The organism is Streptomyces sp. A0592, from assembly GCF_004795115.1.
Lineage (GTDB): Bacteria > Actinomycetota > Actinomycetes > Streptomycetales > Streptomycetaceae > Streptomyces > Streptomyces erythrochromogenes.
The window spans coordinates 1-24,341 of record NZ_SSBM01000052.1 but is presented as its reverse complement, the minus strand read 5'-3'; the positions used below and the strand labels follow the sequence as shown (position 1 = coordinate 24,341).

Genomic DNA, 24,341 nt, shown 5'->3' with positions numbered 1-24,341 from the left:
CTGGCCCCACGCCGCCGTACGGGTGTCAGCGGCCCCGCGCTCCGAAGCGGTCCCGGAGCTCCCGCTTGAGGATCTTGCCGCTGGCGTTGCGCGGGAGCGCGTCCACGAACAGCACCCGCTTGGGGGCCTTGAAGTGGGCCAGCCTGTCCCGGGCGTAGGCCATCAGCTCCGCCTCCGTCACCCCGCCGCGCGGCACCACCACCGCCGTGACCGCCTCGATCCACCGCTCGTCGGGCAGCCCGACCACCGCCGCCTCGGCCACGCCCGGATGGGTGTAGAGCACGTCCTCCACCTGCCGCGAGGCGACCAGTACCCCGCCCGAGTTGATGACGTCCTTCACCCGGTCCACGACCGTGAAGTAGCCCTCGGCGTCCCGCACCACGAGGTCGCCCGAGCGGAACCAGCCGTCCCGGAAGGCCTTCCCGGTCGCCCCGGGGTCGTTCCAGTAGCCCAGGCAGAGCTGCGGTGAGCGGTAGACGACCTCGCCCGCGGTGCCGTCCGGCACGCCCTTGCCGTCCTCGTCGACGACCTTCGCCTCCACGTGGCGCACCGGCCTCCCGCACGAGTCCATCCGCCCCTCGTGCTCCCGGGGGCCGAGCACCGTCGCCAGCGGGCCGATCTCGCTCTGGCCGAAGCAGTTGTAGAAGGCGAGCCCCGGCAGTCGCTCGCGCAGCCGCTCCAGGACCGGGACCGGCATGATCGAGGCCCCGTAGTACGCCTTCCGGAGCCCGCCCAGCTCGCGCTCGGCGAACTGCGGGTGGTTGGCCAGGCCGATCCACACCGTCGGCGGGGCGAAGAGGCTGTCCGCCTCCCCCGCCTCGACGAGGTCGAAGACCTGCTCGGCGACCGGCGCGTCCATGATGGTGTTGCTGGCCCCCACCGCCAGGTACGGCAGCAGGAAGACGTGCATCTGCGCCGAGTGGTACAGCGGCAGCGAGTGGACCGGCCGGTCGTCCTCGGCCAGGTCCAGCGCCTCGATGGCGCTCTCGTACTCGTGGGCGAGGGCCCGGTGGCTCATCATCGCGCCCTTGGGCAGGGCGGTGGTCCCCGAGGTGTAGAGGAGCTGCGCCAGGCGGCCCGCGTCGCGGTCGGGCTCGAAGGGCAGCGGCTCGGCCAGAGCGGTCAGGAAGGATTCCGGGTCGTCGCGCAGGGGCCGTACGGGGTATCCGTCGGGGATCCGCCCGGCCAGGCCGGGGTCGGCGAGGACGAGGGCGCTCCCGGAGTCGTCCAGGAGGTACGCGAGGTCCTCGCCGGTGAGGTTCTGGTTGAGGGGGACGTGGGTGAGGCCGGCCCGGGCGCAGGCGAGGAACGCCAGCAGGTAGGCGTCGGAGTTGTGGGCGAAGGTCGCGACCCGGTCGCCGCCTGCGAGCCCGTACCGCTCCCGCAGGAGGGCGGCCCCGGTGGTGACGGCCGCGTCGAGCTCCGCGTACGTCCAGCTGCGCCCGGCGTAGCGGACGGCGGGGCGGTCGGGGACCCGCCGTGCGCTGTCGCGCACGAGTCCGTCGACCGTGTTGTCCCGCACGGCGCCCGCCGCCGGCCCCGCCTGCCCTGCCTGCCCTGCCTGCCCCGCTCGCGCTGACGTCATGGGCGTGATCCTCGCCGCCGGGCGGGCCGAGGTCAACGGGACCGGTTCTGGCGCAGGCTGACGGCGTCGGCCCCGGCCGCGGACCTGTGGCTGGTGCCGTTCTCGGCCGCCGACCCCGTACGGACGCCGCGTACGCTCAACCGGGAGGCGCCCGGCATCGGGCGGGCCCTCGCGGACACGGTGGCGGAGCTGAGAGCGGCCGGGATCGCCCTGGACGCCCCGCTGGGCGAGCACCAGTTCGTGGTCAGGAACGGCCGGAAGCTGCCGGTCGGCGGCGGTACGGAGGCGCTCGGCGTCCGGAACAAGGTCGAGGCGCGGTGGAACGCGGCGTCCGGCGGCTACCCGGACGTCGCGCACGGGTCCAGCCACGTCCAGGCGGTCGGCTGGGACGGCAACTCCTGCCCGATGGCGCGCACCCTGCTGACGTACGGCCAGTCCTCGGACCCGGGCTCGCCGTACTCCGCGGACCAGACCAGGCTGTTCTCGCAGGAGCGCTGGGTCCGGGCGCGTTTCTGCGAGCGTGACATCCTCACCTCGCCGCAGCTGAAGGTGGTACTGGTCCGCGAGCGGCGGTGACCGGGGGCCGCGGCCTCTTCCCGGCCCCGGCCCGCGCCCCTCACGGGCTGACGGCCAGGAAGAGGTACGCGGCCAGCACCACGATGTGCACCCCGCCCTGCAGCAGCGTGGCGCGGCCGGGAGCGAGGGTGAGCGTACTGACCACCACGGTCAGGGCCAGCAGCACCATGTGGACCGGGCCGAGGCCGAGCATGAGCGGGCCGGAGAGCCAGATGGAGGCCAGGGCGATCGCCGGGATGGTCAGCCCGATGCTGGCGATGGCGGATCCGTAGGCGAGGTTGAGGCTGGTCTGCACACGGTCGCGGCGGGCGGCGCGGACTGCGGCGAGGGTCTCGGGCAGCAGGACGAGCAGGGCGATGATCACACCGACGACCGCCTGGGGCAGGCCGGCCTTGGCCACCGCCGTCTCGATGGTCGGGGAGACGGCCTTGGCGTCGCCGACCACCGCGACGAGAGCGACCAGCAGCAGGCCGAGGCTGAGCAGGGCGGCGCGGTCGGTGGGCGGCGCCGCGTGGTCGTCCTGCGGGTCCGCGTCCCGGCCGGTGTCCACGGGCAGGAAGTAGTTCCGGTGACGGACCGTCTGGACGGCGATGAACAGCCCGTACAGGGCGAGCGAGGCGACGGCGGCGAAGGTCAGCTGCCCGGTGGAGAACTCCGGGCCCGGCTTGCTCGTGGTGAAGGTCGGCAGGACCAGGCTGAGGGTGGCGAGGGTGGCGACGGTGGCGAGGGCCGCCCCGGACCCCTCGGGGTTGAAGACGGCGATCCGGTTGCGCAGGGCGCCGACGAGCAGGGAGACGCCGACGATGCCGTTGCATGTGATCATGACGGCGGCGAAGACGGTGTCCCGGGCGAGGGAGGCGGACTTGTCCCCGCCGTCGGCCATCAGGGTGACGATGAGCGCCACTTCGATGACGGTGACCGCGACGGCGAGGATGAGGGAGCCGAAGGGTTCGCCCACCCGGTGGGCGACGACCTCGGCGTGGTGGACGGCCGCCAGGACGGCGCCGGCCAGGCAGAGCGCGACGAGCACCACGGCGAAGCCGGGTAGCTCCCTGCCCCAGCTGAACACCAGCGCGACGAGCGCGAGCACGGGAACCAGGACGGTCCAGTCGGTCAGGGGGGATCTGCGCTTCGTCGTACCCATATCGTCAAACTTGCCAGAAGTGTCCCCCCGGCGCGTCGCACGGCGCGCTCCACATGCCTTGACGTGGCATTTCTCACGGATCCTCCCGGTGTGGCGGGTTCCTCCCGCCCGCCGCGGCCGACCGGGTGCCGCTCACATGGCGCGCTCGTGGCCCTCCCAGTACGGGTCGCGCAGCCGTCGCTTGTAGAGCTTGCCGTTCGGGTCGCGCGGCATCGTCTCGATGAAGTCGACGGTCTTGGGCCGCTTGTACCCGGCGAGCTGCCGCTCGCAGTGGTGCAGGATCTCGGCGGCCAGGGCGTCGCCGCCCACGAAGCCCTCGGCCGGTTCGACGACGGCCTTGACCTCCTCGCCCCAGTCGGCGTGCGGGATGCCGAAGGCGGCGGCGTCCGCGACGGCCGGGTGGGTGAGCAGGGCCGACTCGATCTCGGCCGGGTAGATGTTGACCCCACCGGAGATGATCATGTCGATCTTGCGGTCGCGGAGGAAGAGGTAGCCCTCCTCGTCCATCAGGCCGAGGTCCCCGACGGTGAAGAAGTCGCCGATGCGGTTCTTCTTCGTCTTGCCCTCGTCCTTGTGGTAGCTGAAGCCGCCGGTGTTCATCTTCATGTAGACGGTGCCCAGTTCGCCCGGGGGCAGCCGGTTGCCGTCGTCGTCGAAGACGGCCAGTTCGCTGATCGGCCAGGCCTTGCCGACGGTCCCCGGCTTCTTCAGCCAGTCCTCGGCGGTCGCGAAGGCGCCGCCGCCCTCGCTCGCCGCGTAGTACTCCTCCACGCAGCCGCCCCACCAGTCGATCATCGCCCGCTTGACGTGGTCGGGGCAGGGCGCGGCGCCGTGGATGGCGTGCCGCATCGAGGAGACGTCGTGGGCGTCCTTCGTCTCCTGCGGGAGGGCGAGAAGCCGGTGGAACTGGGTCGGGACCATGTGGGTGTGCGTGCAGGCGTGCGCGTCGATCAGGCGCAGCATCTCCTGCGGGGTCCACTTGTCCATGAGGACGAGCGGGTGCCCGATGTGCAGGGCGGCGCCCGCGAACTGCAGGACGGCCGTGTGGTAGAGCGGCGAGCAGACCAGGTGGACGTTGCCGTCGAAGGGGCGGATTCCGAAGATGCCGAGGAAGCCGCCGAGGTACGTCTCCTCCGGAAGCTTGCCGGGCAGGGGCCGGCGGATGCCGCGGGGGCGGCCGGTGGTGCCGGAGGTGTAGTTCATGACCCAGCCGAGGGTGCGGTCCGCGGGGGGCGTCGCGGGCTGCCCGTCGAGGAGTTCGCCGTACGGGCGGAAGCCCGGGACCGCTCCGACGCAGTAGCGGTGGCTCGCGGGCAGGGCGGCCTCGTCGGCCGCCGCGGCGGCGGCCTCGGCGAAGCGCTCGTGGGTGATCAGGACCTTGGCGCCGGAGTCGGAGACGATCCAGGCGATCTCGGGTCCCACGAGGTGGTGGTTGACGGGGACGAGGTAGAAGCCGGCCTGGGAGGCGGCGAGGTAGGCGGTGAGGAACTCGACGCCGTTGGGGAGGACGACGGCGAAGACGTCGCCCTCCCCCAGCCCGGCGGCGCGCAGCCCGTGGACGAGCCGGTTGACGTCGGCGTGCAGCCGGCCGGCGCTCCACTCCTCGCCGCCGGGGGCGGTCAGGACGGTGCGTCCGGGGTCGGCGGCGGCCTGCGCCCAGAAGCCGTTGGGCGGGGGCCGGTCGGCGGCGGGGGCGGTGGACGGGGTGGCGGTCATGGCTCTCACGCCTCTCGGACTCGGCCGGCGATGCGGTTGATGCGGTCGATCGCCTTCTCGAAGCCGCTGGTGAGCTCGTCGAAGACGGCCTGGACGCTGCGTTCGCTGTTCATCCGGCCGACGATCTGGCCGACGGGCGTGCCGAGCAGCGGCTGGACCTCGTACTTCTGGATACGGGAGACGGCCTCGGCGACGAGGAGGCCCTGGAGCGGCATGGGGAGGGCGCCGGGGCCCTCCGGGTCGTCCCAGGCGTCGGTCCACTCGGTGCGCAGCTGGCGGGCGGGCTTGCCGGTGAGGGCGCGGGAGCGGACGGTGTCGCCGGAACCGGCGGCGAGGAGCTTCTCGGTGAGGGCGCGCGAGTGGAGGTCGGCCTCGGTGGTGGTGAGCCACAGGGATCCGAGCCAGGCGCCCTGGGCGCCGAGGGCGAGGCCGGCGGCGATCTGTTCGCCGCTGCCGATTCCTCCGGCGGCGAGGACCGGGAGCGGAGCGACGGCCTCGACGATCTCCGGCACGAGGACCATGGTGGCGATGTCGCCGGTGTGGCCGCCGGCCTCGTAGCCCTGGGCGACCACGACGTCGATGCCGGCCTCGGCATGGCGGCGGGCGTGTTTGGCGCTCCCGGCGAGGGCGGCGACGAGCACGCCGTGGTCGTGGGCGCGGGCGATGACGTCGGCGGGCGGGGAACCGAGGGCGTTCGCCAGGAGTTTGACGGGGTAGTCGAAGGCGACGTCGAGCTGGTTGCGGGCGACCTGCTCCATCCAGCCGGTGATGCGCCAGCCGGACGCCTCGCCCTCGGCGAGCTCGGGCACGTGGTGTTTGGCGAGGGTGTCGCGGACGAAGGCGCGGTGTCCGGCCGGGATCATCGCCTCGATGTCGGCTTCGCCGATGCCGTCGACGGCCTTCTTGGCGGGCATGACGACGTCGAGGCCGTAGGGCTTGCCGTCGGTGTGCGCCTGCATCCAGTCGAGGTCGCGCTTGAGGTCGTCGGGCGCGGTGTAACGGACCGCGCCGAGTACGCCGAACCCGCCCGCCCGGGTGATCGCTGCGGCGACCGTGGGGAAGGGCGTGAAGCCGAAGATGGCGTGCTCGACTCCCAGTTTCCTGCTCAGCTCCGTCTCCATGGGCGGCAGGATGCCGCAGCCGGGCGGCCGAGGGAAGAGGTTTTCTGATGCAGCGTCAGATTCTTTGCGGCCCCGTCGGTGGGGAGGGTGCCCGAGGTACGGGCAGATACCCCATAGCCTGCGGCACGCTCGGCAGATCCGGGAGGCCCGGGCCGGTTCGCGCCCGCCGCGCGCTCGGCGGGCACCGGGGTGGGCCGGTGCCGGTGCGGGCGCGGGGAGGCGCGCATCCGGCGGGCACTGCGGGCGTCGGAAACGCGTTGCGGATTGCGCGTTGCAGGTTGCGGGATGCGGGTTGCGGTTGCGGTTGCGGACGAGGAGGGCCGGACATGGCAGCGGACACGGGGGCCGAAGTGGTGGCGGAGGTCGGCACGGTACGGGCGGGCGGCACCGGCCGCGAGCAACCGCACGAGCGCCGGCCCGGCCCCGGACAGCGGCCGGGGCAGGAGGGCGAAGGCCCGTGCGCGGCCCGGCCGGGGCCGAGCCGGAGGCGGCTCGGAGCGCGGCTGCTCGCGCTCGGCGGGGTGCTCGTCCTGCATGCCGCGCTCCCCGGGGCGGCCGGCGCGGCCGGCAGCCCGGCCGAACGGCGCGCCCTGCAGGGACTGCGCCTGCGGTACGGTTCCGCGCGCCAGGCCGGGCTCCTGGAGAGGCACCTGGAGGCGGTGGCGGACGAGGCCCGGCGGTTCCTGGGCCCCTCCCCCGAGCACCCGTACTACGCGGGGGCGGTGGTCCTCGCCGGGCGGGGCCGCACCGTGGCCCTGCACCGGGCCATGGGGCACGCCGTCCGGTACGCGGAGTACGACGGACGGACCGACCGGGTCCGGGAGTTCCCCGCGGCAGAGCGGATCGCGATGGCCGAGGACACCGTCTTCGACCTGGCCTCACTGACCAAACTGTTCACTTCGATCCTGGCCGTGCAGCAGATGGAGCGGGGGCGCCTGGAGCTGGAGGCCCAGGTGCGCCGCTACCTCCCGGAGTTCACCGGCGGCGGCAAGGAGATCATCACGGTCCGTCAACTGCTCACGCACACCTCGGGGCTGCGCTCGTGGGCGCCCTTCTACCAGGAGTCCACGCGCGAGGGCCGGCTGCGGCTGCTGTGGTCGGTCCGGCCGCAGGAGACCCCCGGGACCGTCTACCGCTACTCCGACCTCAACCTCATCGCGCTGCAACTGCTCCTGGAACGGATCACCGGCCGCACTCTGGACGTCCTGCTCCACGACGAGATCACCGCTCCGCTCGGCATGCACCGCACGCGGTACAACCCACCGCTCTCCTGGCGCCGGATCACCGCGGCCACCGAGGTGCAGCGGCCGCCCTGGTCCGGCCTGGACCGCGGCCTGGTGTGGGGCGAGGTCCACGACGAGAACGCGTACGCCCTCGGCGGGGTCGCGGGTCACGCCGGGGTCTTCGGCACCGCCTGGGACCTGGCCGTCCTGGCCCGCACCCTCCTCGACGGCGGGGCCTACGCGGGCCGGCGCATCCTGCGCCCCGCCTCCGTCGAACTGCTCTTCACCGACTACAACACGGCCTTCCCCGGCGACGACCACGGCCTCGGCTTCGAGCTCTACCAGCACTGGTACATGGGTGCCATGGCCACCCCGCACTCGGCCGGCCACACCGGGTTCACCGGTACCTCCCTCGTCCTCGACCCCTCCACCGACTCCTTCCTGATCCTGCTGGGCAACTCCGTCCACCCCGTGCGCACCTGGCGGGCCGGCAGCGCCCCGCGGGTCGCCGTCGGCAACCGCTTCGCCCGCGCCGTACCGGTCCGTACCCGGCACGGCGGCGCGGCCTGGTTCTCGGGGACCGCCCCCGGCGGCTCGGGCACCCTCACCCTGCCGCCGCTCACCCCGGCCACGGGAGCCGCCCGGCTGCGCTGCGCCGTGTGGTGGGACACCGTGCCCGGCGAGGGCGCCCTGCACCTGGAGGCCTCGGCGGACGGCGCGGACTGGGCCCCGCTGGCGTTCACCACCGTGCGGTCCACGGGCGGCGCCCCCGAGGAGTGGCCGCGGGGCTCGGTCGGCGGCTGGTCCGGACGCGTCTGGCACCGCCTGGAGGCCCCCCTCACCGCTGCCTGGGCGGGCCGTGAGGTACGGCTGCGGTTCCGCCACTGCGCCACGGGACGCTACGTCGGCCGCGGGGTGTACGTGGACGTCGTGCGCGTGGCGGAACCGGCCCGGCTGCTGTTCGCGGAGGACCGGCCCGACGACGCGGCCCGCGTCGAGGCCGTCGGCTGGACCCGGTCCGCGGACTGAACCGCGGGGCGGGTCAGTCCTGTACGAGGCAGAAGGGATGCCCGGCCGGGTCCGCGTAGACCCGCCAGCCGCGCCCGTCCGATCCGTCGAGCAGGGTCCCGCCGGCCGCGAACACCTCCTCCTGTGCCCGGTCCAGGTCCGCGACGCCGAGGTCCAGGTGGAACTGCTGCGGCCGGCTCGGGTCGGGCCAGCTCGGGGGCACGTGGTCCGGCGCGCGCTGGAAGGCGAGCACCGGACCGGACGGCGTGTGGAGGGTCGACCAGTCCTCGTCGAGGGACCAACGCCGGTCCGGCCGGTCGACGTTGCCGCCCAGCAGCGACCGGTAGAAATCGGCGAGCACGCGCGGCTCGGGACAGTCCAGGACCACGCACTGCAGTTCAGCGATCATGTCCTGGATCGTCGCACGCCCGAGCGGCCGGCCTGCCGGTGGCGCGTGCGACGATCCTGGACATGATCGCCTCGCTCGACGCCCTGTTGCCCACCACCGGCACGCACCGCTCGACCACCTACGCCGACTGGGTCGCCGCCCACGACCCGGGCGCCGCCGAAGCCGCGCGCGACCTGGTCGACGGCATGGGCACCGAACTGGGCCGGTCCCGGGCCAAACCGGGCCGGTTCGTCGACACGATGACGGCGTGGGCGCGCCGGCTGCCGCCCGCCCACCTGCCGTGGTTCTGGGACACCGTGGGCCACCGGCTGATCGGCCACGGGAGCCGTCCGGGCGGCCGGGCCTACGCGGCGGCCCGCGCGGCCGAGGACCGCCACGGGCTGCCGGTGGACGCCGCCTACCGCCGGGCCAACGCCCTGCTGTTCGCCAGGGGCGGGGCCATGCCGGCCAAGGAGTTCGGGGCGCACCAGCGGTTCCTCGCCGAGACGTCGGAGCCGGCCGCGGCGCACACGCACCTGGAGGCGTTCCTGACCGCGTGGGCCGGCTCCGCGGCGGACCTCCCGGCGGATCTGGTGCGGCGGGTACGGGCCTCCGCGAAGGCCGCCGGGCTCGGAACCGGGGAGGTCGCCCGGCTGGTGGGCGCGATCCTGTCGGTCACCCGGAGGAAGTCGGTGCCGGACGCGCTGCTGACGGCCGCCGCCCCGGTCCTGGCGGCCCATCCCCCGGCGGACGCCGTGGCCGCGGGGCTGGTGGAGGTCTTCCCCGACGGGGCCACCGACGGCGGGGCGTGGCTGCGGATGCTGATCGCCTGTGGTGCGACGGAGGCGATGGAGGCCGGGCGGGTGGTCCCGGAGGGCGGCCCGGCCCAGTGGGTCGGCGGCTTCGTCCGCATGTACCAGTACGCGGCGCAGTCGGGCGGCGGCGTCGCCCGGCAGCCGCTCCCGGCGGAATTCCTGGACCTGGTGGGCCGGTTGGGGCCGCGGCTGCGGGCGGCGGGCGTCCCGGTCGCGGTGCACACCACCCGGTACCACCACCACGGCTTCGACGCGGACGTGCTGGACGCGTGCCTCGCCGCCGGGGTCCCGGTCGTCGATCCCGGGCCGGAGGTCCGGATGCGCTTCTGGGGCACGGACTCCCGCCGGGACCTCGCCGCGCTCGCCGCCGACCCGGTGTTCGGCCCGCGGCTGGAGGGAACCGTGCATGCGGGCCTGAGGCCCAGGTGGCAGGCGGGACCCGCGCGGGCCGGGTCGGCGGTGACGCTGCTGCCGGGCAACGAGGGCATCGCCCAGGGGGTGGCCGTACGCGTCGGCAGGCTCGTCGACACGGTCGCGGGCGGCGGCATGGCGGGGGCGGAGGAGGCCGTGGCCGAGCTGGAGACCCTGCTGGACCGGCCGACGGCCTCGGCGCTCGGCGGGATCGGCGACGCCCTGGCCGGGGCGGGCGCCGCGGGAGCGCTGCGGCGCTCGCTGGCGGCCGGGCTGCCGGAGGAACTGGCCTGGCCGGCCCTGGAGTCCGTGTACGCGCGGTTCGCGGCGGACGCCGGCCCCGAGGAGGCGGGGGCGACGCTGCCCGGGGTGGCGGGGGTGACCTCGACCTGGCCGGTGCTGACGGTGTTCGGACGGGACCGGGCGGTCGCCGTCGCCCCCGACGGGGTGCGGGGCTCCTGCCGGTTCACAGTGCCCGAGGATGCGGCCATGTACGCGGTGCACTACGTGGGCGGCTCCTTCCTGGTGAGCTGGACCCCCGGGAACCGCCACCACTGCGAGTCCGCTTTCTGGGCCGACCGCCCCGACGAGCCGTTCACGCCGGACGAGACCGGCGGGCTGGTGCCGTGCGGCGGCAGTCTGGACGGCGCGTACGGCTTCCAGTTCGAGACGGCCGATGGCGGCGGGCGGCACGGCGGGCACCGGGTGCTGCGCCCGGGCGGCCGCGAGGGCATCCACCGGGACGAGCTGCAGCTCGGCGACGGCTCGCGGATCTGGACCAACGCCGTCTTCGGACGGCGCCCCTGGGAGCTCGTCGACCCGGTCACCGGGGAGGCGCGCGGCGCGGTGGCGCTGCCCGACTTCCCCGGCCGGGCCGCGAACCCCGATCCGGCCGCGGAGCCGTCCGAGGCGGGCATGGCCCTCGACGTGGAGGCCCTCCAACTGGCGCCGCTGCCCGCGGGGCTGCCGGGCTCCCCGCTGGGCAGCCGCGACGGCCTGGTCGGGACCCGCGTCCTCTTCCGTACGGGGCACCGCGCTCCGGCGCCCGACCACTACCTGGTGGAGAGCGTGGACGGGCGCAGCGCCCGGTTCGACATCGACCGGGCGGGCCAGCAGCCGTGGGGACTGTGGGCCCCGCCCGAGGGCGCGGCGCAGGACGTGGTCCTCGCCGAGGCGCAGACCCTGACGGGCGTGCGCGCGTACACGGCCGACGGGATGCTGCTGTGGGAGCTGGACGGGCACCCCAAGCCCGGGGCGTCGCGGGGCACTCCGGCCCGCCGGGTCACCGTGTCGGGGGGCGCGGCCCTGCCGCCGGCCTTCTGGTACCTGCTGCGCACCCGGGACGCCGCGGGCTCGCGGGCGCTGCGGGCCGTGGGTTCCGCGGCGGCGCAGGCGTTGTTGGAGGCCGCTCTCGACGGTCCGGGCGCGCTGCGCGCGGCCGTGGCCCGGGAACTGCCGGACGTCACCGACCCGGTGCTGGCCCGGGCCGTGGCGGCGGTGGCCGGGCGGGCCGCCCGGGTGGAGGAGCGGCGGCGGGCCCTGCACCGGCGGGTGAGGCTGTTCCTGGAGGCGCCCGCGGCCCGGCCGCGCCGCCCGGCCCCGGACACCGAGCTGATGCCCGCGCTGTTCGGGCTGGTCGCGCACGGCGAGGGGGGTGCGTGGCGGCGTACTGCCGACGTGGTCCTGCCGGCGACGCTGAGTGCGCTGGCCGCCGACGGCGCCTGCCTGGCCGGGACGATCGTGGAGGAGGTGCGGCGGCTTTCGCCGCCGGCGCCGCCGCACGACTGGTCGCAGCTGCTGGGCTCGATCGACGCCGCCGCGTGGCGGGCGGCGGTGGCGCCGACGCCGGACGGGGAGCGGGCCGCTCTGCTGGCGCTGCTGGACACGTGGGCGGACCAGCCCGTCGCGCGTGCGGGCGGCCGGTGGTGGGTGGGCCGGGCACCGGCCGAGGTGCTGGACGCGCTGCGGGCCGGTGGGATCGCGGTCGCGTCCGCGCCCGTTCGGGCGGGCGGGTCGCAGTGCTGGTTCGTGGCGCCCGCCGCCGGCGGTCCGGAGGGCGGGGACGCGGTGCCGGCCGCGGTCGCGCAGGCGCGGCTCGTCACCGTGGACCGGAAGGACGCCGCCCGGCTGCGCGCCCTGGTGGCCGCGGTCGAGGCGCACGGGCCGGTGCCGCTGCCGGAGTCGGCGGCCGCGCGCTTCGCCGAACTGACCGGCGTGCGCGCGGCCGTGGCCCGGCTGGTGGTGGCCGGTCTGATCGGCCGCCCGGACCGCGATGAGCAGCGCGCCCTGGCCCGCCGGGCCCCGTACCGGGCGACGCCGATGACGGCCGAGTCGTACGAGGTGCTGCGCGAGCTGCTGGGGTCCGCCGGCCGGCGTGCCGTACTGGCGGCGGCCCTGCCCGCGGACCCGGAGGAGCTGTGGCGCCCGGGCGGGGTCGAGGCGGCCGTCGAGCGGATGGCCGGGGTGTGGCAGGAGTTGCTCGGGACCGGGTCGCCGGTGCACGAGGAGGCGGCCGACGCCCTGGAGGCGGATCTCGGGCTGCCGGAGGTGTGGGCCCGGCGGCTGGCCGGCGGCTACGGGGCCGCCGCGGACTCGACCGTGGAGGCGGCCGGCTGGGAGCTGGCGGCCACGCGGTACGGGGGCCGGGTGGAGGTCCGGGCGGTTCCCCCGGCGGGATCCGAACTGCCGCGCCGCACCCCGGTGGGTCTGGCGATCGGGCAGATCGCGAGCGCGCTGGTGTGGGGGTGGACGGACCGGCCCGTCGGTGATCCCGCGGTGGCCGGTGCGGCGGACCTGTACGAGCGGTTGCGCGCCGAACTGGACCGGCCGGACATGCTGCTGGCGCTGCCCGGGGGGTGCGTCGCGGACAGCACGGTGCCGATCGCGGAGCAGTTCGGCCCCGCACGGCTGCCGGTGGCGGAGGACCCCCGCGAGGAGAACGGGACGCCGCCGGTGACGGCGTACGACTGCGGTCCGCTGGTGGTGTGCGCGCCCGGCGGTACCGCCTTCCTGCGGCCTGCTCGGGCCCACGACCCCGAGGTGCGGGAGCGGATCCGCGCGGTCACCGGCCTGACCGACGCAATGGACCGGGCGGCGCTGCTGCTGGCCGGCGGCGGGTTGGAGCGGATGATGCGCCGCGCGGGCTCGGGGGCGGTGGCGGTCGGCGCGTACGAGGCGGACCCCCGGCAGTCCTGCCCGGAGCTGGTCGCTCGGGTGGCGGGCTCGCTCGGGGCCGGCGCGGACGCGGCGGCGCTGTACCTCCAGTTGGCGACGCTGGCCGCGCCCACCGACCGCAACGTGCGGCGGTGGAACGGCTGGTCGGCCAAGCAGCACGCGGCGGCGCGGGGCGAACTCCTCGCCGCGGGCGCGGTGGTGGAGGCGAAGCGGGCGCGGGCCGGCCGGACGGTGTTCCTGCCCGGGGAGTGGACCGAGCTGAAGGCCCCGCACCTGCCGCTGGAGACGGTGAAGCTGGCGAGCCACCTGGCGTCGCCGCTGTGGCGCGGCGAGGTCCTGGCCCCGTTCGTCCGACTGCTGCCGACGGCGCCGCTGCACGAGCTGTTCGCGCAGGCGTGGGCGCGGACTTCGGGCGGTGCCTGAACAGAGAATCGTGCCCCTCAGGAGCGTGCGATTCAAGCCGTGTGAAGGGGTGTATTTTCGGCCACGCCGGGCGTAGCGTGTGCACACTCCACCAGGAGGAACGCACCGGCCCTCCCGCCTTGATCCCGCCGGCGCGTACCGATGGAAGAGCCCCGCCACCACATCCCCCGGTGTGGCGGGGCTCTTCTGCGTCCGGCCGGTACGTCAGGCCGGCGCGTCAGGCCGGGTCCGCCAGGGCCGCGGCGAGCATCCGGCGGGCCACGGCGGTCAGTTCGGCCAGGTCCGGGGCCGGGCGGGAGCGGGCCAGGGCGCCGGCCAGCCGGTCGTAGAGAAGCCCCTCGGTCCAGGCGACGAGCAGTTCGGCGGCCTCTTCGGGCCGCTCGGACCCGAGGGCCGCGGCGATGCCCGCGGCCCGGACCCGGGCCCCCTGGCCCGCCCGGTGGAGATCGGCCTGCAGCTCCGGGTTGCGTGCCGCCTCCAGGCTGAGTTCGAAGCGGGCCAGCTGGCGCTCGCGCCCCACCGTCAGCCAGCGGTACAGCAGCCCGGCCAGCGCGGCCGCGGCCGCGTCCCGGTCCGGCGCCACCGCGAGGGCGGGCGGGGCCGCCCCCAGGGGACTCCCGCCGTCCACGTCCGCGAGGTCCAGCTCGGCCAGCCGTTGGTAGCAGGCCGCGATCAGCGCCGTCCTCGTGCGGAAGTAGTACGAGGTGCTGCCCGCGGGCAGCCCCGCGGCGCCGTCGACCGCGCGGTGGGTCAGGCCCCGGAGACCGGCGGCGGCCACGAGGCCGATCGCCGTGTCGGCAATCAGCGTCCTGCGATCCGCAGGGGGAGGGGTGGACATCGGGTCACTCTACAGCTGTAGAGTGAATCCGTCGCCCTCTACAGATGTAGAGGCCCGGAGGAAGGCAGGGATCCGCCATGTCGGCAGTTCAGCGTCACGCGGTCGTCGCAGGGGCGGGGATCGGCGGACTCACCGCCGCCCTGGCCCTGCACCGCAAGGGCTGGCGGGTGACCGTGTGCGAGCGGGCCCCCGGCCCGGCCGCCGCCGGTGCCGGGATCGTCCTCGCCCCCAACGCGCTGCGCGCTCTCGACACCATCGGCTTCGACATCGGAGCCGCGGCGGGGCGTGCCCTGCCGGCCGCCATGGGCCTGCGCCGCCCCGACGGCCGCTGGCTGAGCCGCGCCGACACCGCGGCCCTGGCCATCCGCTACGGCGGCCCGCCGCTCGCCCTGCACCGCTCGGCCCTCGCCGACGCCCTGACCGCCGTGCTCCCCGCGGGGACGGTCCGCCACGGCATCGAGGTCACCACCGTCGACGACGCCGACGGCTTCCCGGTGGTCCGCACCACGGCCGGCGACCTCGACGGCTCGGCCGACCTCGTGATCGCCGCGGACGGCATCCACAGCCCGCTGCGCCGCCGGTACTTCCCGGACCACCCGGGCCTGCGCCACAGCGGGGAGACCGCCTGGCGCACCGTCCTGCCGGCCGCCGCGAGCCCGGCCGGGGCGGCGACCGCCGAGACCTGGGGCCGCGGCGAGCGCTTCGGCGTGGTCCCGCTCGCCGACGGCAGGACCTACGTCTACGCCACCGCCGTCGCCCCCGAGGGATACCGCCCCGCCGACGTCCGCGCCGAACTCCTGCGCCGCTACGGCACCTGGCACGACCCGATCCCGGCCCTGCTGGAGCGGATCGACCCGGCGGCCGTGCTCCAGCACGACCTGTACGACCTGGCGGCGCCGCTCCCCCGCTTCCACCACGGGCGCCTGGCCTGGCTCGGCGACGCCGCCCACGCCATGACCCCCAACCTCGGCCAGGGCGGATGCCAGGCCGTCGAGGACGCGGTGGTCCTCGCCCACCTGCTGGACGGGGCCGGCACCGGTGGCGTTCCGGCGGCCCTCGCCGCCTACAGCGCGGCCCGCTGCGCCCGCACCGACGCCATCCGCGTCCGGGCCCGCCGCGCGGGCCGGATCGCCGCCCTCACCCACCCCCTCGCCGTGGCCCTGCGCGACCTCGCCGTCCGCGCCACCCCGGCCGGGGTGGCGCACCGGGCGATGGACGGCCTCTTCGACGGGTTCACCCTTCCGGCCGGAATGGAGGGCGCACCCACGGGCGTTGGCACTCGTTGGTGAGGTTCGTTGACCGTTCGAAGCGAAGGCAGGCGACACCCCATGACGACCGGAATCGACTGGGACCACCCGACCGACCCGCGGGCCGGGAGCTGGCAGTTGGAGCACGTCAAGCAGTACGTGGGCTCCGGCGGCACCGAGGGCCAGTACTGGAACGGCACCCAGACCCTCCTGCTCACCACCGTCGGCCGGGTCTCCGGGAACCCCGTGCGCACGCCGCTCATCTACGGTGAGGCCGACGGCCGCTACCTGCTCGTGGCCTCCAAGGGCGGCGCGGACGAGCACCCGCTGTGGTTCCGCAACCTGACCGCGAACCCGCAGGTCCGCATCCAGGTCGGCCCGCGGATCCTCCAGGGCACGGCGCGCACCGCGGACGCCGGGGAGCGCGCCGCGTACTGGCCGGTGATGGTGGGGCACTGGCCCGCCTACGACGAGTACCAGGCCAAGACGGACCGGGAGATCCCGATCGTGGTGATCGAGCCCGCCGCGTAGGCACGCCGGCGGACCCGTCACCCCGGCCGCCGCATCACCTCGGCCGCATCACTTCCGCTGCGTCACCTCAGCCGCACGTGCGCGCCACGCGCTCCAGCTCGTCCGCCCACACGGCCGGGTCCCGCGGACCGACGTGCGGCACGGCCAGCGACCGTACGCGGAAGCGGTTGCGCGGCGTCGCCCCGTCCGCCTCGCGGATCATCAGGTCCTGGAGGGCGGGCGGGATGGCCCGGTCCTCTCCGAACCGCAGGTAGGTGCGCGGCACCCGCCCCCACCGGTCGGGCAGACCGCGGGCGTCGGCGGCGCCGATCGCCGCCGACTCGTCCGGTTCGAGGATGTTCAGGAGCGTCCGCACCTCCGCGTCCGACCAGTCGGCCGCCAGCGCGTCCTTCACCGCCGCGAAGAAGGCCGGGTCGCCCGACCGCCAGTTGACCCGGTTGACGCCCAGCTCCGGCGGGGTCTTGAAGCCGGGGATCCGGAACAGGGCGCTGGAGGCGGCCTCCGGGGTCGTCATCAGCTCCATCACCGAGCTGTGCCGCGTCGGGCAGAACGCGGACGCGTACACCAGGTGGGAGATCAGCTCGGGCACCTGGTTGGCGACCGCGTTCAGCGTCACCCCGCCCAGGCTCTGGCCGACCAGGACGACCGGGCCGTTGCGGTGCGCGGCGCGCACGGTCCCGACGACGTGGGCCGCGAAGTCCGCCAGCGTCACGGCACTGATCGGCGACGGCTCCGTGGCCAGCCGCTCCAGGTCCTGCGGGGTCTGGTAGGAGACGGGGAAGTAGGCGCCGGGCCCGTGGCCGGGCAGGTCCACCGCGACGGCCCGGTGCCCGCGCAGGCCCAGCTCCCGCAGGACCGGGCCCCAGCCGTAGGAGTTGCTTCCGGAGCCGTGGACGAGGACGAAGACGGGTGCGCCCCGTCCCCGCGTGTCCGCCGTCGCGGCGGAGGCCCCCGCGCCCACCGCCGCGACCGCTCCCGCTCCGGCGACGGCCGCCCTCAGGACCCCGCGCCGTGACCGCCCGCCGGAACGCTCCGCGCCACGGATGTCACCCACACCACTCACGTTACGCATGAGTAACACCCTAGGCACGGACTCGCCCATGACCGGCCGGTTTCGGACAGGCCGCGACGGCCGTACCCCCTAACGCCCCAGCACCGCCATCGCCGCGTTGTGGCCCGGAACGCCGCTGACGCCGCCGCCGCGGACCGCGCCCGCGCCGCACAGCAGGACGTTGCGGTGCGCCGTCTCCACACCCCACCGGCCGCCGCCCTCGTCCGCGTAGGGCCAGGACAGGTCGCGGTGGAAGATGTGGCCGCCGGGCAGCCGCAGTTCGCGCTCCAGGTCCAGCGGGGTCTTCGCCTCGATGCAGGGGCGGCCGTCCGCGTCGAAGGCCAGGCAGTCGGTGAGCGGCTCGGCCAGGTGGGCGTCGAGCTGCGCGAGGGTGGCCGTCAGCAGCACCTCGCGGGCCTGCTGGTTGTCGTGCCCGAACAGCCGGGCCGGGGTGTGCAGGCCGAAGAGGGTGAGCGACTGGTAGCCCTGCTCGACCAGTTCCGGCCCGAGGATCGTCGGGTCGGCCAGCGAGTGGCAGTAGATCTCCGAGGGCGGTACGGACGGCAGTTCACCGGACGCGGCCTCCGCGTAGGCCCGGGCGAGCTGCTCGTACCCCTCGGCGACGTGGAAGGTCCCGCCGAAGGCCTCTCGGGGGTCGACGGCCGTGTCCCGCAGCCGGGGCAGCCGGCGCAGCAGCATGTTGACCTTGAGCTGGGCGCCCTCGGGGGCCGTCGCCCGGTCCTGGGCCGGGGCCTCGCCGAGGAGTTCGCCCAGCGCCTGGGGCGAGGCGTTCACCAGCACGGTACGGCCGACGACGCGGCCCTCGCCGGTCGCCGTACGGAACACCACCTCGGCCGGGCCGACCCCGTCGGTGTCGATCCGCAGCGCCTCGTGGCCGGTGGCGATCTCCGCCCCGGCCTTGGTCGCAGCCGCCGCCAGGGCGTCGGTCAGGGCGCCCATGCCGCCGACCGGAACGTCCCAGTCCCCCGTCCCGCCGCCGATGACGTGGTAGAGGAAGCAGCGGTTCTGGGCCAGGGAGGGGTCGTGCGCGTCCGCGAAGGTGCCGATGAGGCCGTCCGTCAGGACCACCCCGCGGACCAGGTCGTCGGCGAAGTGCCGCTCCACCGCCTGTCCCAGCGGCTCCTCGAACAGCATCCGCCACGCTGCCTCGTCGTCGATCCGGGCCCGCAGCTCCGCCCGCGTGGGCAGCGGTTCGGTCAGGGTCGGGAACACCGTGCGGGCGACCCGCCCGGTGGTCTCGTAGAAGCCGCGCCAGCTCTCGTACTCGCGGTCCGAGCCGGTCAGCCGGGCGAAGGACGCCCTGGTGCGCTCCTGGCCCCCGCCGACCAGCAGCCCGCCGGGCCGCCCGTCGCGCTCGGTCGGCGTGTACGAGGAGACCGTGCGCCGACGCACCGCGAAGCTCAGTTCCAGGTCGCGCACGATCTTCCCGGGCAGCAGGGAGACCAGGTACGAGTACCGCGAGAGGCGGGCATCGACGCCCACGAAGGGTCTGCTGGAGATCGCCGCCCCGCCGGTGTTGCCGAGCCGCTCCAGTACCAGCACCGAGCGGCCGGCTCGGGCCAGGTAGGCGGCTGCCACCAGACCGTTGTGCCCGCCGCCCACGATCACGTCGTCGTACACGTCCCGCCCGAAGGTCGTCATGGCTCTTGGTAGCACACCTGGCCGAGCCGCTCCAGACAGTGGGCCTCGTCGGCGTGGGCCAGCACCGTCTCGGGATGCTCGTCGCCCAGCGACCGCTCGCGGATGCCGGACAGGTCCCGGTAGATCGGCAGGGCCTCGTCCCAGCGGCCCAGCCGGCCCAGGCCGACGGCGAGTTCCCGGCGGCTGACCAGGGTGTCCGCGTGTTCGGCACCGAGCACCTCGGCCCGTACGGCGGCCACTTGGCGGGCCTCGGCCACCGCCTCCTCCCAGCGGTCCAGGCGGCCCAGGTTGACGCCGAGGACGTGCCGGGCGCGCAGCGTCTCCGGGTCGGTCGCCCCGTAGGCGCGGGTGCGGTCGCGGACCAGGGCCCGGAAGAGGTCGAGGGCCTGGGCGCTGCCGCCGGTGCGGCCCAGCGCGATGCCGACCTCGTAGCGGGCGGCCAGGGTGTCGGGGTGGTCGCGGCCGAGGACGCGTTCCCGTGCGGCGGCGACCTCGCGGAAGCCGGCCAGGGCCTCCTGCCAGCGGTCGAGGCGGCCGAGTACGTACGCCGCCTCGTACCGGGTCAGCAGGGTGTCCGCGTGCTCGGCGCCCAGGACGGCCGCCCGGTCCGCGGCGACCGCGACGGCCGTGGTGTGGGCGTCCGCGTACCGGCCCAGCGCCCGCAGGGCGCAGGCCAGGTTGTGGCGGCAGCGCAGCGTGTCGGGGTGGAGCTGGCCCATGGTCCGCTCGCGGGCGACGAGCACCGCGCGGTAGACGTCGTGCGCCTCCTGGTGGCGGCCGAGCCGGCCCATCTCGTACGCCGCCTCCTGGCGGGCGGCGAGGGTGTCGGCATGGTCCGGGCCGAGGACCCGGGCGCGCCCGTCGGCCACGGCCGCGTACACGGAGAGCGCCTCCTCGGGGCGGCCGGCGCGGCTGAGGGTGTGGGCGCGGGCGTGGCCGGCCGCGAGCGCGTCCGGGCCGGTCTCCCGCGGGCCGGCCGGGCGCGGGAACCCGTACGCCGCGGTGAGGCGCGGGTCCTCGGCGGGCGCGGGGCGCACGATGGTGCCGTGCCGCTCGCCGCCGGGACTCAGGACGGGCTGCTCGCCGCTGGGGCGCAGGACGGGCTGTTCGCCGCTGGGGCGCACGGCCGTCCAGGAGCCGGTGAGGACGGCCCACTGGCCGCTCGCCGGGCGGGCCTCGATGCCGGCCTTGCGGCCGGCGGTCATGCCGCGGGCCCAGTCCGGGAGCGGGGCGGCGGCGCCGGGCAGCCCGCCGGGGCCGAGCCGGGCCTCCACGAGCCTGCGGTGCACCTGGCGGGCGTCCTGTGGGCGTTCGTCCGGGCACTTGGCCAGCAGGTCCAGGACCACCTGCTCGAAGTACCCGGGCAGCTCGGGGCGGTGCTCGCGCAGCGGCACCGGGGCGGTGTCGCGGTGGCCGATGAGCACCGACCAGGAGTCGCCGAGGTCGAAGGGCGGGGCACCGGTGGCGATCTCGTACAGGACGCAGCCGAGGGAGTAGAGGTCGCTGCGGTGGTCTACCTCGCCGCCCGCGATCTGCTCGGGCGACATGTAGTGCGGGGTGCCCATGGCCATGCCGCCGCCGGTGAGCTTGGCGGTGAAGCCGATGTCGTGCGCGAGCCGGGCGATGCCGAAGTCGCAGATCTTCACGGTGCCGTCGACGAGTCGCATGATGTTGGCCGGTTTCAGGTCCCGGTGGACGACACCCTGGTCGTGGGTGTAGCCGAGGGCGGCGGCCATCTGCTCGGCGATGTCGACGACCACGTCCACGGGGAGGGGGCGGGTCTCGTTGTCCTCCATCAGCTGGCTGAGGTTGCGGCCTTCGAGCAGCTCCATGACGAGATAGAGGGGGCCGCCGGCAGCGCTGTCGTCGCCGAAGTCGTGCACGACGGTGACGCCGCGGTGCTGGAGGGAGGCGGCCACGCGCGCCTCGCGCCGGAAGCGCTCGCGCAGCACCTGCGTGAAGTGGGCGTCCTGATCGGCGCCGATCGGCTTGAGGCACTTCACGGCGACCTGCCGGCCCAGCGATTCGTCCCGGGCGCGCCATACCTCGCCCATGCCGCCGCGCCCGATCAGATCGAGCGACCGGTACCGGCCCTGGATCAGTCTGGACTCCGCCATGTCTTAAAGTCGCCCCCGTTGTCGCGCTACGCCCTCCCCGGCCGGTCCAGTATGGCCGCTGATGTACGCAGTGTGTACGGAGAGGGGCGGCTCCCGGGACCCATGCGACGCATCGCTTTCAAGATGTGACCTGGAGGCAGCTGCCAGCGCAGACCTGCGGGAATGCTGCGCAGCACGCGTCCCGTGAGGCGCAGGCGCCGGGTGATGCTGCGCGGGGCGGGAGCGGGCCGCCCGTACAGCTGGTGCGCCCAGCCGGGGAGGGAACCGTACGCGAGGCCGGCGAGCGGGCGCCACAGCAGGTTTCGGCCAGGGACCAGGAGGGGATGGACGGGCGGGCCGCGCAGGAAGTCGTCCACGGCGAGGGCGTCGGGGCCGGCGGCGAGCTCGGGGCGGACCTCCTCGAAGTAGGCGGCGAGCCGGGCGGTGTCGGCGGGGACACCGGCCGGGTCGAGGCCGACAAGGCGTGCGTTGACACGGTTCTCGTCGACGTAGCGGTCGGCCTGGGCGGGAGTGAGCACGATGCCCGATCGGCGCAGGACGTGCAGGAAGCTGTCGATCTGCGCGCAGTGGATCCACAGCAGCAGCTCGGGATCGTCGACGGGGAAGGTGCGGCCGGTGGCCGGATCGGTGGCTGACAGCCTGCGGTGGATGGCGCGGACCCGACCACCGGCGCGCTCTGCGGCCTCGGTGGTGCCGTAGGTGAGGGTGCCGACGAAATCGGCGGTGCGCAGCAGCCGGCCCCAGGCGTCGCGCCGGAAGTCGGAATTCTCCATGACGCCCCGGACGGCGCGCGGGTGGAGGGCCTGGAGGTAGAGGGCGCGGACCCCGGCGATCCACATCATCGGGTCGCCGTGGCACTGCCAGGTGACGGACTCGGGGCCGTACAGCCCCGGATCGGCTCCGGCTGCCGTCCCGGGTCCGGGCCCGGGTCCGGGTCCGGTCGCGGTGTTCGCCATCCCGTACCTCCCCGTCGCAGGCGCCCGGCGGCTCCAGCCTACCGAGACGGGCGCCCGCGGGGCAGTGCTCGGGCCGCGGGGCCGCCCGTACGGGGACCTGCGCGCGGCGGCGGCCGGGCGCCTCCCCGAGGGGGTCGGGCCTCCCCGAGGAGGCGGCCGGCGGCATAGAGTTGCGGCGTGCAGCTCTACACCATCGGCGAGGCCGCCCAACTCCTCCGCGTCAGCACCGACACCGCCCGCCGCTGGGCCGATGCCGGCCGCTTCCCGACGCGGCGGGACGGCACCAGGCGGATGGTGGAAGGCAGGCACCTGGCCGCCTTCTGTGTGGAACTCGCCCGGGAGCCCGCCGAGGACGACGGCGAGGTGGCGACCTCCGTCCGCAACGCACTGCCCGGCATCGTCACCGCGGTGACGCTCGGCGAGGTCGCCGCCCAGGTCGAGATCCAGGCGGGACCCCACCGGGTGGTCTCCCTGCTGACGCGCGAGGCGGTCGAGGAACTCGGACTCGCGGTCGGGGTCCGGGCCGTGGCCCGCGTGAAGTCCACCAGCGTCCACATCGACGTGGACTGAGCTCTCCGGCCGGACGGTCAGGGACGGGTCACCCAGGTCACCGCCCTGTCGGAGTTGTTGTTCCGCTTCGGGTCCGGCGTACGGGAGTGGACCTCGGCGGTCGCGATGACGACGGGCCGCTGGGCGGCCCGCACCGTGACGTGGAAGACCCTCAGCTGTCCGGCGCCCAGGGCCTCGATCCGCCGGCTCACCCGGTTGGCGGCGCTGCGGTCGGCGGCCGGAGCGGTGCCGGTGACCTGTGCCCCGCGCGGCAGGTTCAGTGTGACCACCGTGTCCGCCGCGGCGAAGGGCCCGTTGTTCGTCACCGTGACGGTGTAGGTGTACTGATCGCCTTCCCGTACGGTGGCCGGCGCGCCCAGGCTGACCGCCAGGTCGGCCCTGGGCCGGCCGGCACCGACCTCGATGCGTCCGACGCGGTCTCCGACGATCTCGGTGAACCACATGCCGCCGTCGGGTCCCGCCGTGATCCGGGCGGGGAAGCTCGCCGGGGCGGGCAGCGGGTAGTGGGCGAACCGGCCTGCGGGGGTGATCCGGCCGATGCCGTTCCCGAGCTGCTCGGTGAACCACAGATTGCCGTCGGGGCCTGCGGCGATCCCGTCCGGGCCGCTGTCGGCGGCGGGCAGGTCGTACTCGGTGACGGCTCCGCCGGTGGTGATCCTCCCGATCCGGTTGCCGAAGAGCTCCGTGAACCACAACGCGCCGTCGGGACCCGCGGTGATGACGTCCGGGCCGCTGTCGGGGTGCGGCAGGTCGTACTCGGTGACGGCTCCGCCGGTGGTGATCCTCCCGATCCGGTTGCCGAGGATCTCGGTGAACCAGAGGTTGCCGTCGGGGCCGGTCACGATGCTTTCCGGACCGCTGCCCTCGTGGGGCAGGGCGTACCGGGTGATGACGCCCGCCGTGGTGATCTTCCCGATCCGGTCGCCGGGGTCCTCGGTGAACCACAGGTTGCCGTCCGGACCGGCGGTGATGGCGAAGGGCTGGCCGCTGCCCGGGGGCAGGTCGTACTCGGTGATGGCGCCGGCCGTGGTGATCTTCCCGATCCGGCCGCTGACGTCCGTGAACCACAGGTTGCCGTCGGGGCCCGCGGTGATCCCGAGCGCGTCGTTGGCGACGCCGGGCAGCTGGAACTCGGTCAGCTTCCCGGAGGGAGTGAGCCGGCCGATCTTCCTGGTGCCCGTCTCGCTGAACCAGAGGTTGCCGTCGGATCCCGTGGCGATGCCGCTCGGCGCGCTGCCGGGGGCCAGCGGGTACTCGGCGATGTCCCCGACCGCGGCACGGACGGGGGCGGGGGCCGGGGCGGCTGCCGAAGTGGCGGGCGGACCGGCCAGGCCCAGGAGGAGGGCGGCGGCCAGCGGGAGGGCCCACCGCGCGCGGCGGTTTCGGGCGGCGGGGGGCGGGGGCCCGCCCGGGGTGCGGGGGGTCATCGGCGGCAGACCTTTCGGCCGGGGTTCGGGGGCAGGCCCGTCATCGGGCGAGACCTCGCCGACGGGTCCGGGCACTGTCGGGCGGCGCGTGAGGTCGCGACAGCGGCGCGCTCCGGCACGCCGGAGCATGCGCGCACTGCAGCGTAGGGGCCGGGTGACGGCATGTCAGTCCGCCCCGCCGGGCCGGCCCCGGCCGGGCAGTCCCGGCAGTCCGGCAGTCCGGCCTAGGTCCTGTCCGGCGGATCTTGTGACTGTCTGCTTGTCCGGTCGTTAGGTCGGGCATGGGGCGGGGTGATCTGACGAATGCGGAGTGGGTGCGGCTTGAGGCGCATCTGCCCGCCGCCGGCCTGCGCGGTGG

General features: G+C 75.2%; 16 protein-coding genes and 1 pseudogene. 6 read left to right on the top strand and 11 right to left on the bottom strand.

The features are described from left to right. Positions 1-25: 25 nt before the first annotated feature. Positions 26-1,585 carry a fatty acyl-CoA synthetase gene (locus E6U81_RS36305; RefSeq protein ID WP_136234271.1) on the bottom strand — a complete coding sequence of 520 codons (1,560 nt, stop codon included), beginning with the start codon at positions 1,583-1,585 and terminating at the stop codon, positions 26-28. 39 nt (positions 1,586-1,624) lie between these two features. On the opposite strand from E6U81_RS36305, the pseudogene E6U81_RS36300 reads away from it, so the two are divergent. After that, positions 1,625-2,161: pseudogene (locus E6U81_RS36300) on the top strand (penicillin acylase family protein); the annotation flags it as partial. Positions 2,162-2,201: 40 nt separating this feature from the next. Here the strand turns inward: E6U81_RS36300 and E6U81_RS36295 are convergent. The 3 genes from E6U81_RS36295 to E6U81_RS36285 form a co-directional block, all read right to left on the bottom strand. Then, entirely contained in the window at positions 2,202-3,305 is a 1,104-nt protein-coding gene (locus tag E6U81_RS36295; RefSeq protein ID WP_136234270.1) for an ionic transporter y4hA, read from the bottom strand. Between the two features lie 132 nt (positions 3,306-3,437). Beyond that, positions 3,438-5,021 carry an acyl-CoA synthetase gene (locus E6U81_RS36290; RefSeq protein ID WP_136234269.1) on the bottom strand — a complete coding sequence of 528 codons (1,584 nt, stop codon included), beginning with the start codon at positions 5,019-5,021 and terminating at the stop codon, positions 3,438-3,440. Between the two features lie 5 nt (positions 5,022-5,026). Then, on the bottom strand, positions 5,027-6,142 hold the full coding sequence (locus E6U81_RS36285) for a nitronate monooxygenase family protein (protein ID WP_136234268.1): 1,116 nt from the start codon (positions 6,140-6,142) through the stop codon (positions 5,027-5,029). A 326-nt stretch (positions 6,143-6,468) separates the two neighbouring features. Here E6U81_RS36285 and E6U81_RS36280 point away from each other — a divergent pair, with 326 nt between their 5' ends. Further along, the gene (locus tag E6U81_RS36280; RefSeq protein ID WP_136234267.1) at positions 6,469-8,394 is read left to right on the top strand and encodes a serine hydrolase domain-containing protein; all 1,926 of its coding nucleotides are present in this window, start codon (positions 6,469-6,471) and stop codon (positions 8,392-8,394) included. Positions 8,395-8,407: 13 nt separating this feature from the next. On the opposite strand, the gene E6U81_RS36275 is transcribed toward E6U81_RS36280, so the two are convergent. Continuing rightward, positions 8,408-8,782, bottom strand: a complete 375-nt coding sequence (locus E6U81_RS36275) for a VOC family protein (RefSeq protein ID WP_136234266.1) — start codon at positions 8,780-8,782, stop codon at positions 8,408-8,410. Positions 8,783-8,844: 62 nt separating this feature from the next. Between E6U81_RS36275 and E6U81_RS36270 the strand changes: the two genes are divergently transcribed. After that, complete coding sequence (locus E6U81_RS36270) at positions 8,845-13,584, top strand: hypothetical protein (protein WP_136234265.1); 4,740 nt, start codon at positions 8,845-8,847, stop codon at positions 13,582-13,584. Between the two features lie 217 nt (positions 13,585-13,801). Here the strand turns inward: E6U81_RS36270 and E6U81_RS36265 are convergent, their stop codons facing one another. Continuing rightward, a complete protein-coding gene (locus E6U81_RS36265; RefSeq protein WP_136234264.1) occupies positions 13,802-14,422 on the bottom strand; it encodes a TetR/AcrR family transcriptional regulator in 621 nt (206 codons plus the stop codon). Positions 14,423-14,499: 77 nt separating this feature from the next. On the opposite strand from E6U81_RS36265, the gene E6U81_RS36260 reads away from it, so the two are divergent. Further along, positions 14,500-15,711: an FAD-dependent monooxygenase gene (locus E6U81_RS36260; protein WP_136234263.1), complete on the top strand. Its 1,212-nt coding sequence runs from the start codon at positions 14,500-14,502 to the stop codon at positions 15,709-15,711. Positions 15,712-15,750: 39 nt separating this feature from the next. Beyond that, positions 15,751-16,200 (top strand): nitroreductase family deazaflavin-dependent oxidoreductase, encoded by a 450-nt coding sequence (locus tag E6U81_RS36255; RefSeq protein WP_136234262.1) that lies wholly within the window; start codon positions 15,751-15,753, stop codon positions 16,198-16,200. A gap of 67 nt (positions 16,201-16,267) precedes the next feature. Here E6U81_RS36255 and E6U81_RS36250 read toward each other — a convergent pair whose 3' ends face one another. The 4 genes from E6U81_RS36250 to E6U81_RS36235 all read right to left on the bottom strand — a co-directional run bounded on the left by E6U81_RS36250 (position 16,268) and on the right by E6U81_RS36235 (position 21,986). After that, entirely contained in the window at positions 16,268-17,254 is a 987-nt protein-coding gene (locus E6U81_RS36250; RefSeq protein WP_240804223.1) for an alpha/beta fold hydrolase, read from the bottom strand. 87 nt (positions 17,255-17,341) lie between these two features. Further along, positions 17,342-18,913 (bottom strand): NAD(P)/FAD-dependent oxidoreductase, encoded by a 1,572-nt coding sequence (locus tag E6U81_RS36245; protein WP_136234260.1) that lies wholly within the window; start codon positions 18,911-18,913, stop codon positions 17,342-17,344. Further along, positions 18,910-21,030 (bottom strand): serine/threonine-protein kinase, encoded by a 2,121-nt coding sequence (locus tag E6U81_RS36240; protein ID WP_136234259.1) that lies wholly within the window; start codon positions 21,028-21,030, stop codon positions 18,910-18,912. The genes E6U81_RS36245 and E6U81_RS36240 overlap by 4 nt, the downstream gene beginning before the upstream one ends. 26 nt (positions 21,031-21,056) lie before the next feature. Then, positions 21,057-21,986, bottom strand: coding sequence for an oxygenase MpaB family protein (locus E6U81_RS36235; RefSeq protein WP_136234258.1), 930 nt, complete (start codon positions 21,984-21,986; stop codon positions 21,057-21,059). A 177-nt stretch (positions 21,987-22,163) separates the two neighbouring features. Here E6U81_RS36235 and E6U81_RS36230 point away from each other — a divergent pair, with 177 nt between their 5' ends. After that, positions 22,164-22,556, top strand: a complete 393-nt coding sequence (locus E6U81_RS36230) for a TOBE domain-containing protein (protein WP_136234257.1) — start codon at positions 22,164-22,166, stop codon at positions 22,554-22,556. Positions 22,557-22,573: 17 nt separating this feature from the next. Here E6U81_RS36230 and E6U81_RS40270 read toward each other — a convergent pair whose 3' ends face one another. Further along, positions 22,574-23,983, bottom strand: a complete 1,410-nt coding sequence (locus E6U81_RS40270; RefSeq protein WP_168714842.1) for a DUF11 domain-containing protein — start codon at positions 23,981-23,983, stop codon at positions 22,574-22,576. Positions 23,984-24,341 lie beyond the last annotated feature (358 nt).

Coding starts and splice junctions, on each gene's coding strand:
- E6U81_RS36305 (WP_136234271.1), bottom strand. CDS start 1,585: ATGACGTCAGCGCGAGCGGGGCAGGCAGGGCAGGCAGGGCAGGCGGGG.
- E6U81_RS36295 (WP_136234270.1), bottom strand. CDS start 3,305: ATGGGTACGACGAAGCGCAGATCCCCCCTGACCGACTGGACCGTCCTG.
- E6U81_RS36290 (WP_136234269.1), bottom strand. CDS start 5,021: ATGACCGCCACCCCGTCCACCGCCCCCGCCGCCGACCGGCCCCCGCCC.
- E6U81_RS36285 (WP_136234268.1), bottom strand. CDS start 6,142: ATGGAGACGGAGCTGAGCAGGAAACTGGGAGTCGAGCACGCCATCTTC.
- E6U81_RS36280 (WP_136234267.1), top strand. CDS start 6,469: ATGGCAGCGGACACGGGGGCCGAAGTGGTGGCGGAGGTCGGCACGGTA.
- E6U81_RS36275 (WP_136234266.1), bottom strand. CDS start 8,782: ATGATCGCTGAACTGCAGTGCGTGGTCCTGGACTGTCCCGAGCCGCGC.
- E6U81_RS36270 (WP_136234265.1), top strand. CDS start 8,845: ATGATCGCCTCGCTCGACGCCCTGTTGCCCACCACCGGCACGCACCGC.
- E6U81_RS36265 (WP_136234264.1), bottom strand. CDS start 14,422: ATGTCCACCCCTCCCCCTGCGGATCGCAGGACGCTGATTGCCGACACG.
- E6U81_RS36260 (WP_136234263.1), top strand. CDS start 14,500: ATGTCGGCAGTTCAGCGTCACGCGGTCGTCGCAGGGGCGGGGATCGGC.
- E6U81_RS36255 (WP_136234262.1), top strand. CDS start 15,751: ATGACGACCGGAATCGACTGGGACCACCCGACCGACCCGCGGGCCGGG.
- E6U81_RS36245 (WP_136234260.1), bottom strand. CDS start 18,913: ATGACGACCTTCGGGCGGGACGTGTACGACGACGTGATCGTGGGCGGC.
- E6U81_RS36240 (WP_136234259.1), bottom strand. CDS start 21,030: ATGGCGGAGTCCAGACTGATCCAGGGCCGGTACCGGTCGCTCGATCTG.
- E6U81_RS36235 (WP_136234258.1), bottom strand. CDS start 21,986: ATGGCGAACACCGCGACCGGACCCGGACCCGGGCCCGGACCCGGGACG.
- E6U81_RS40270 (WP_168714842.1), bottom strand. CDS start 23,983: ATGACCCCCCGCACCCCGGGCGGGCCCCCGCCCCCCGCCGCCCGAAAC.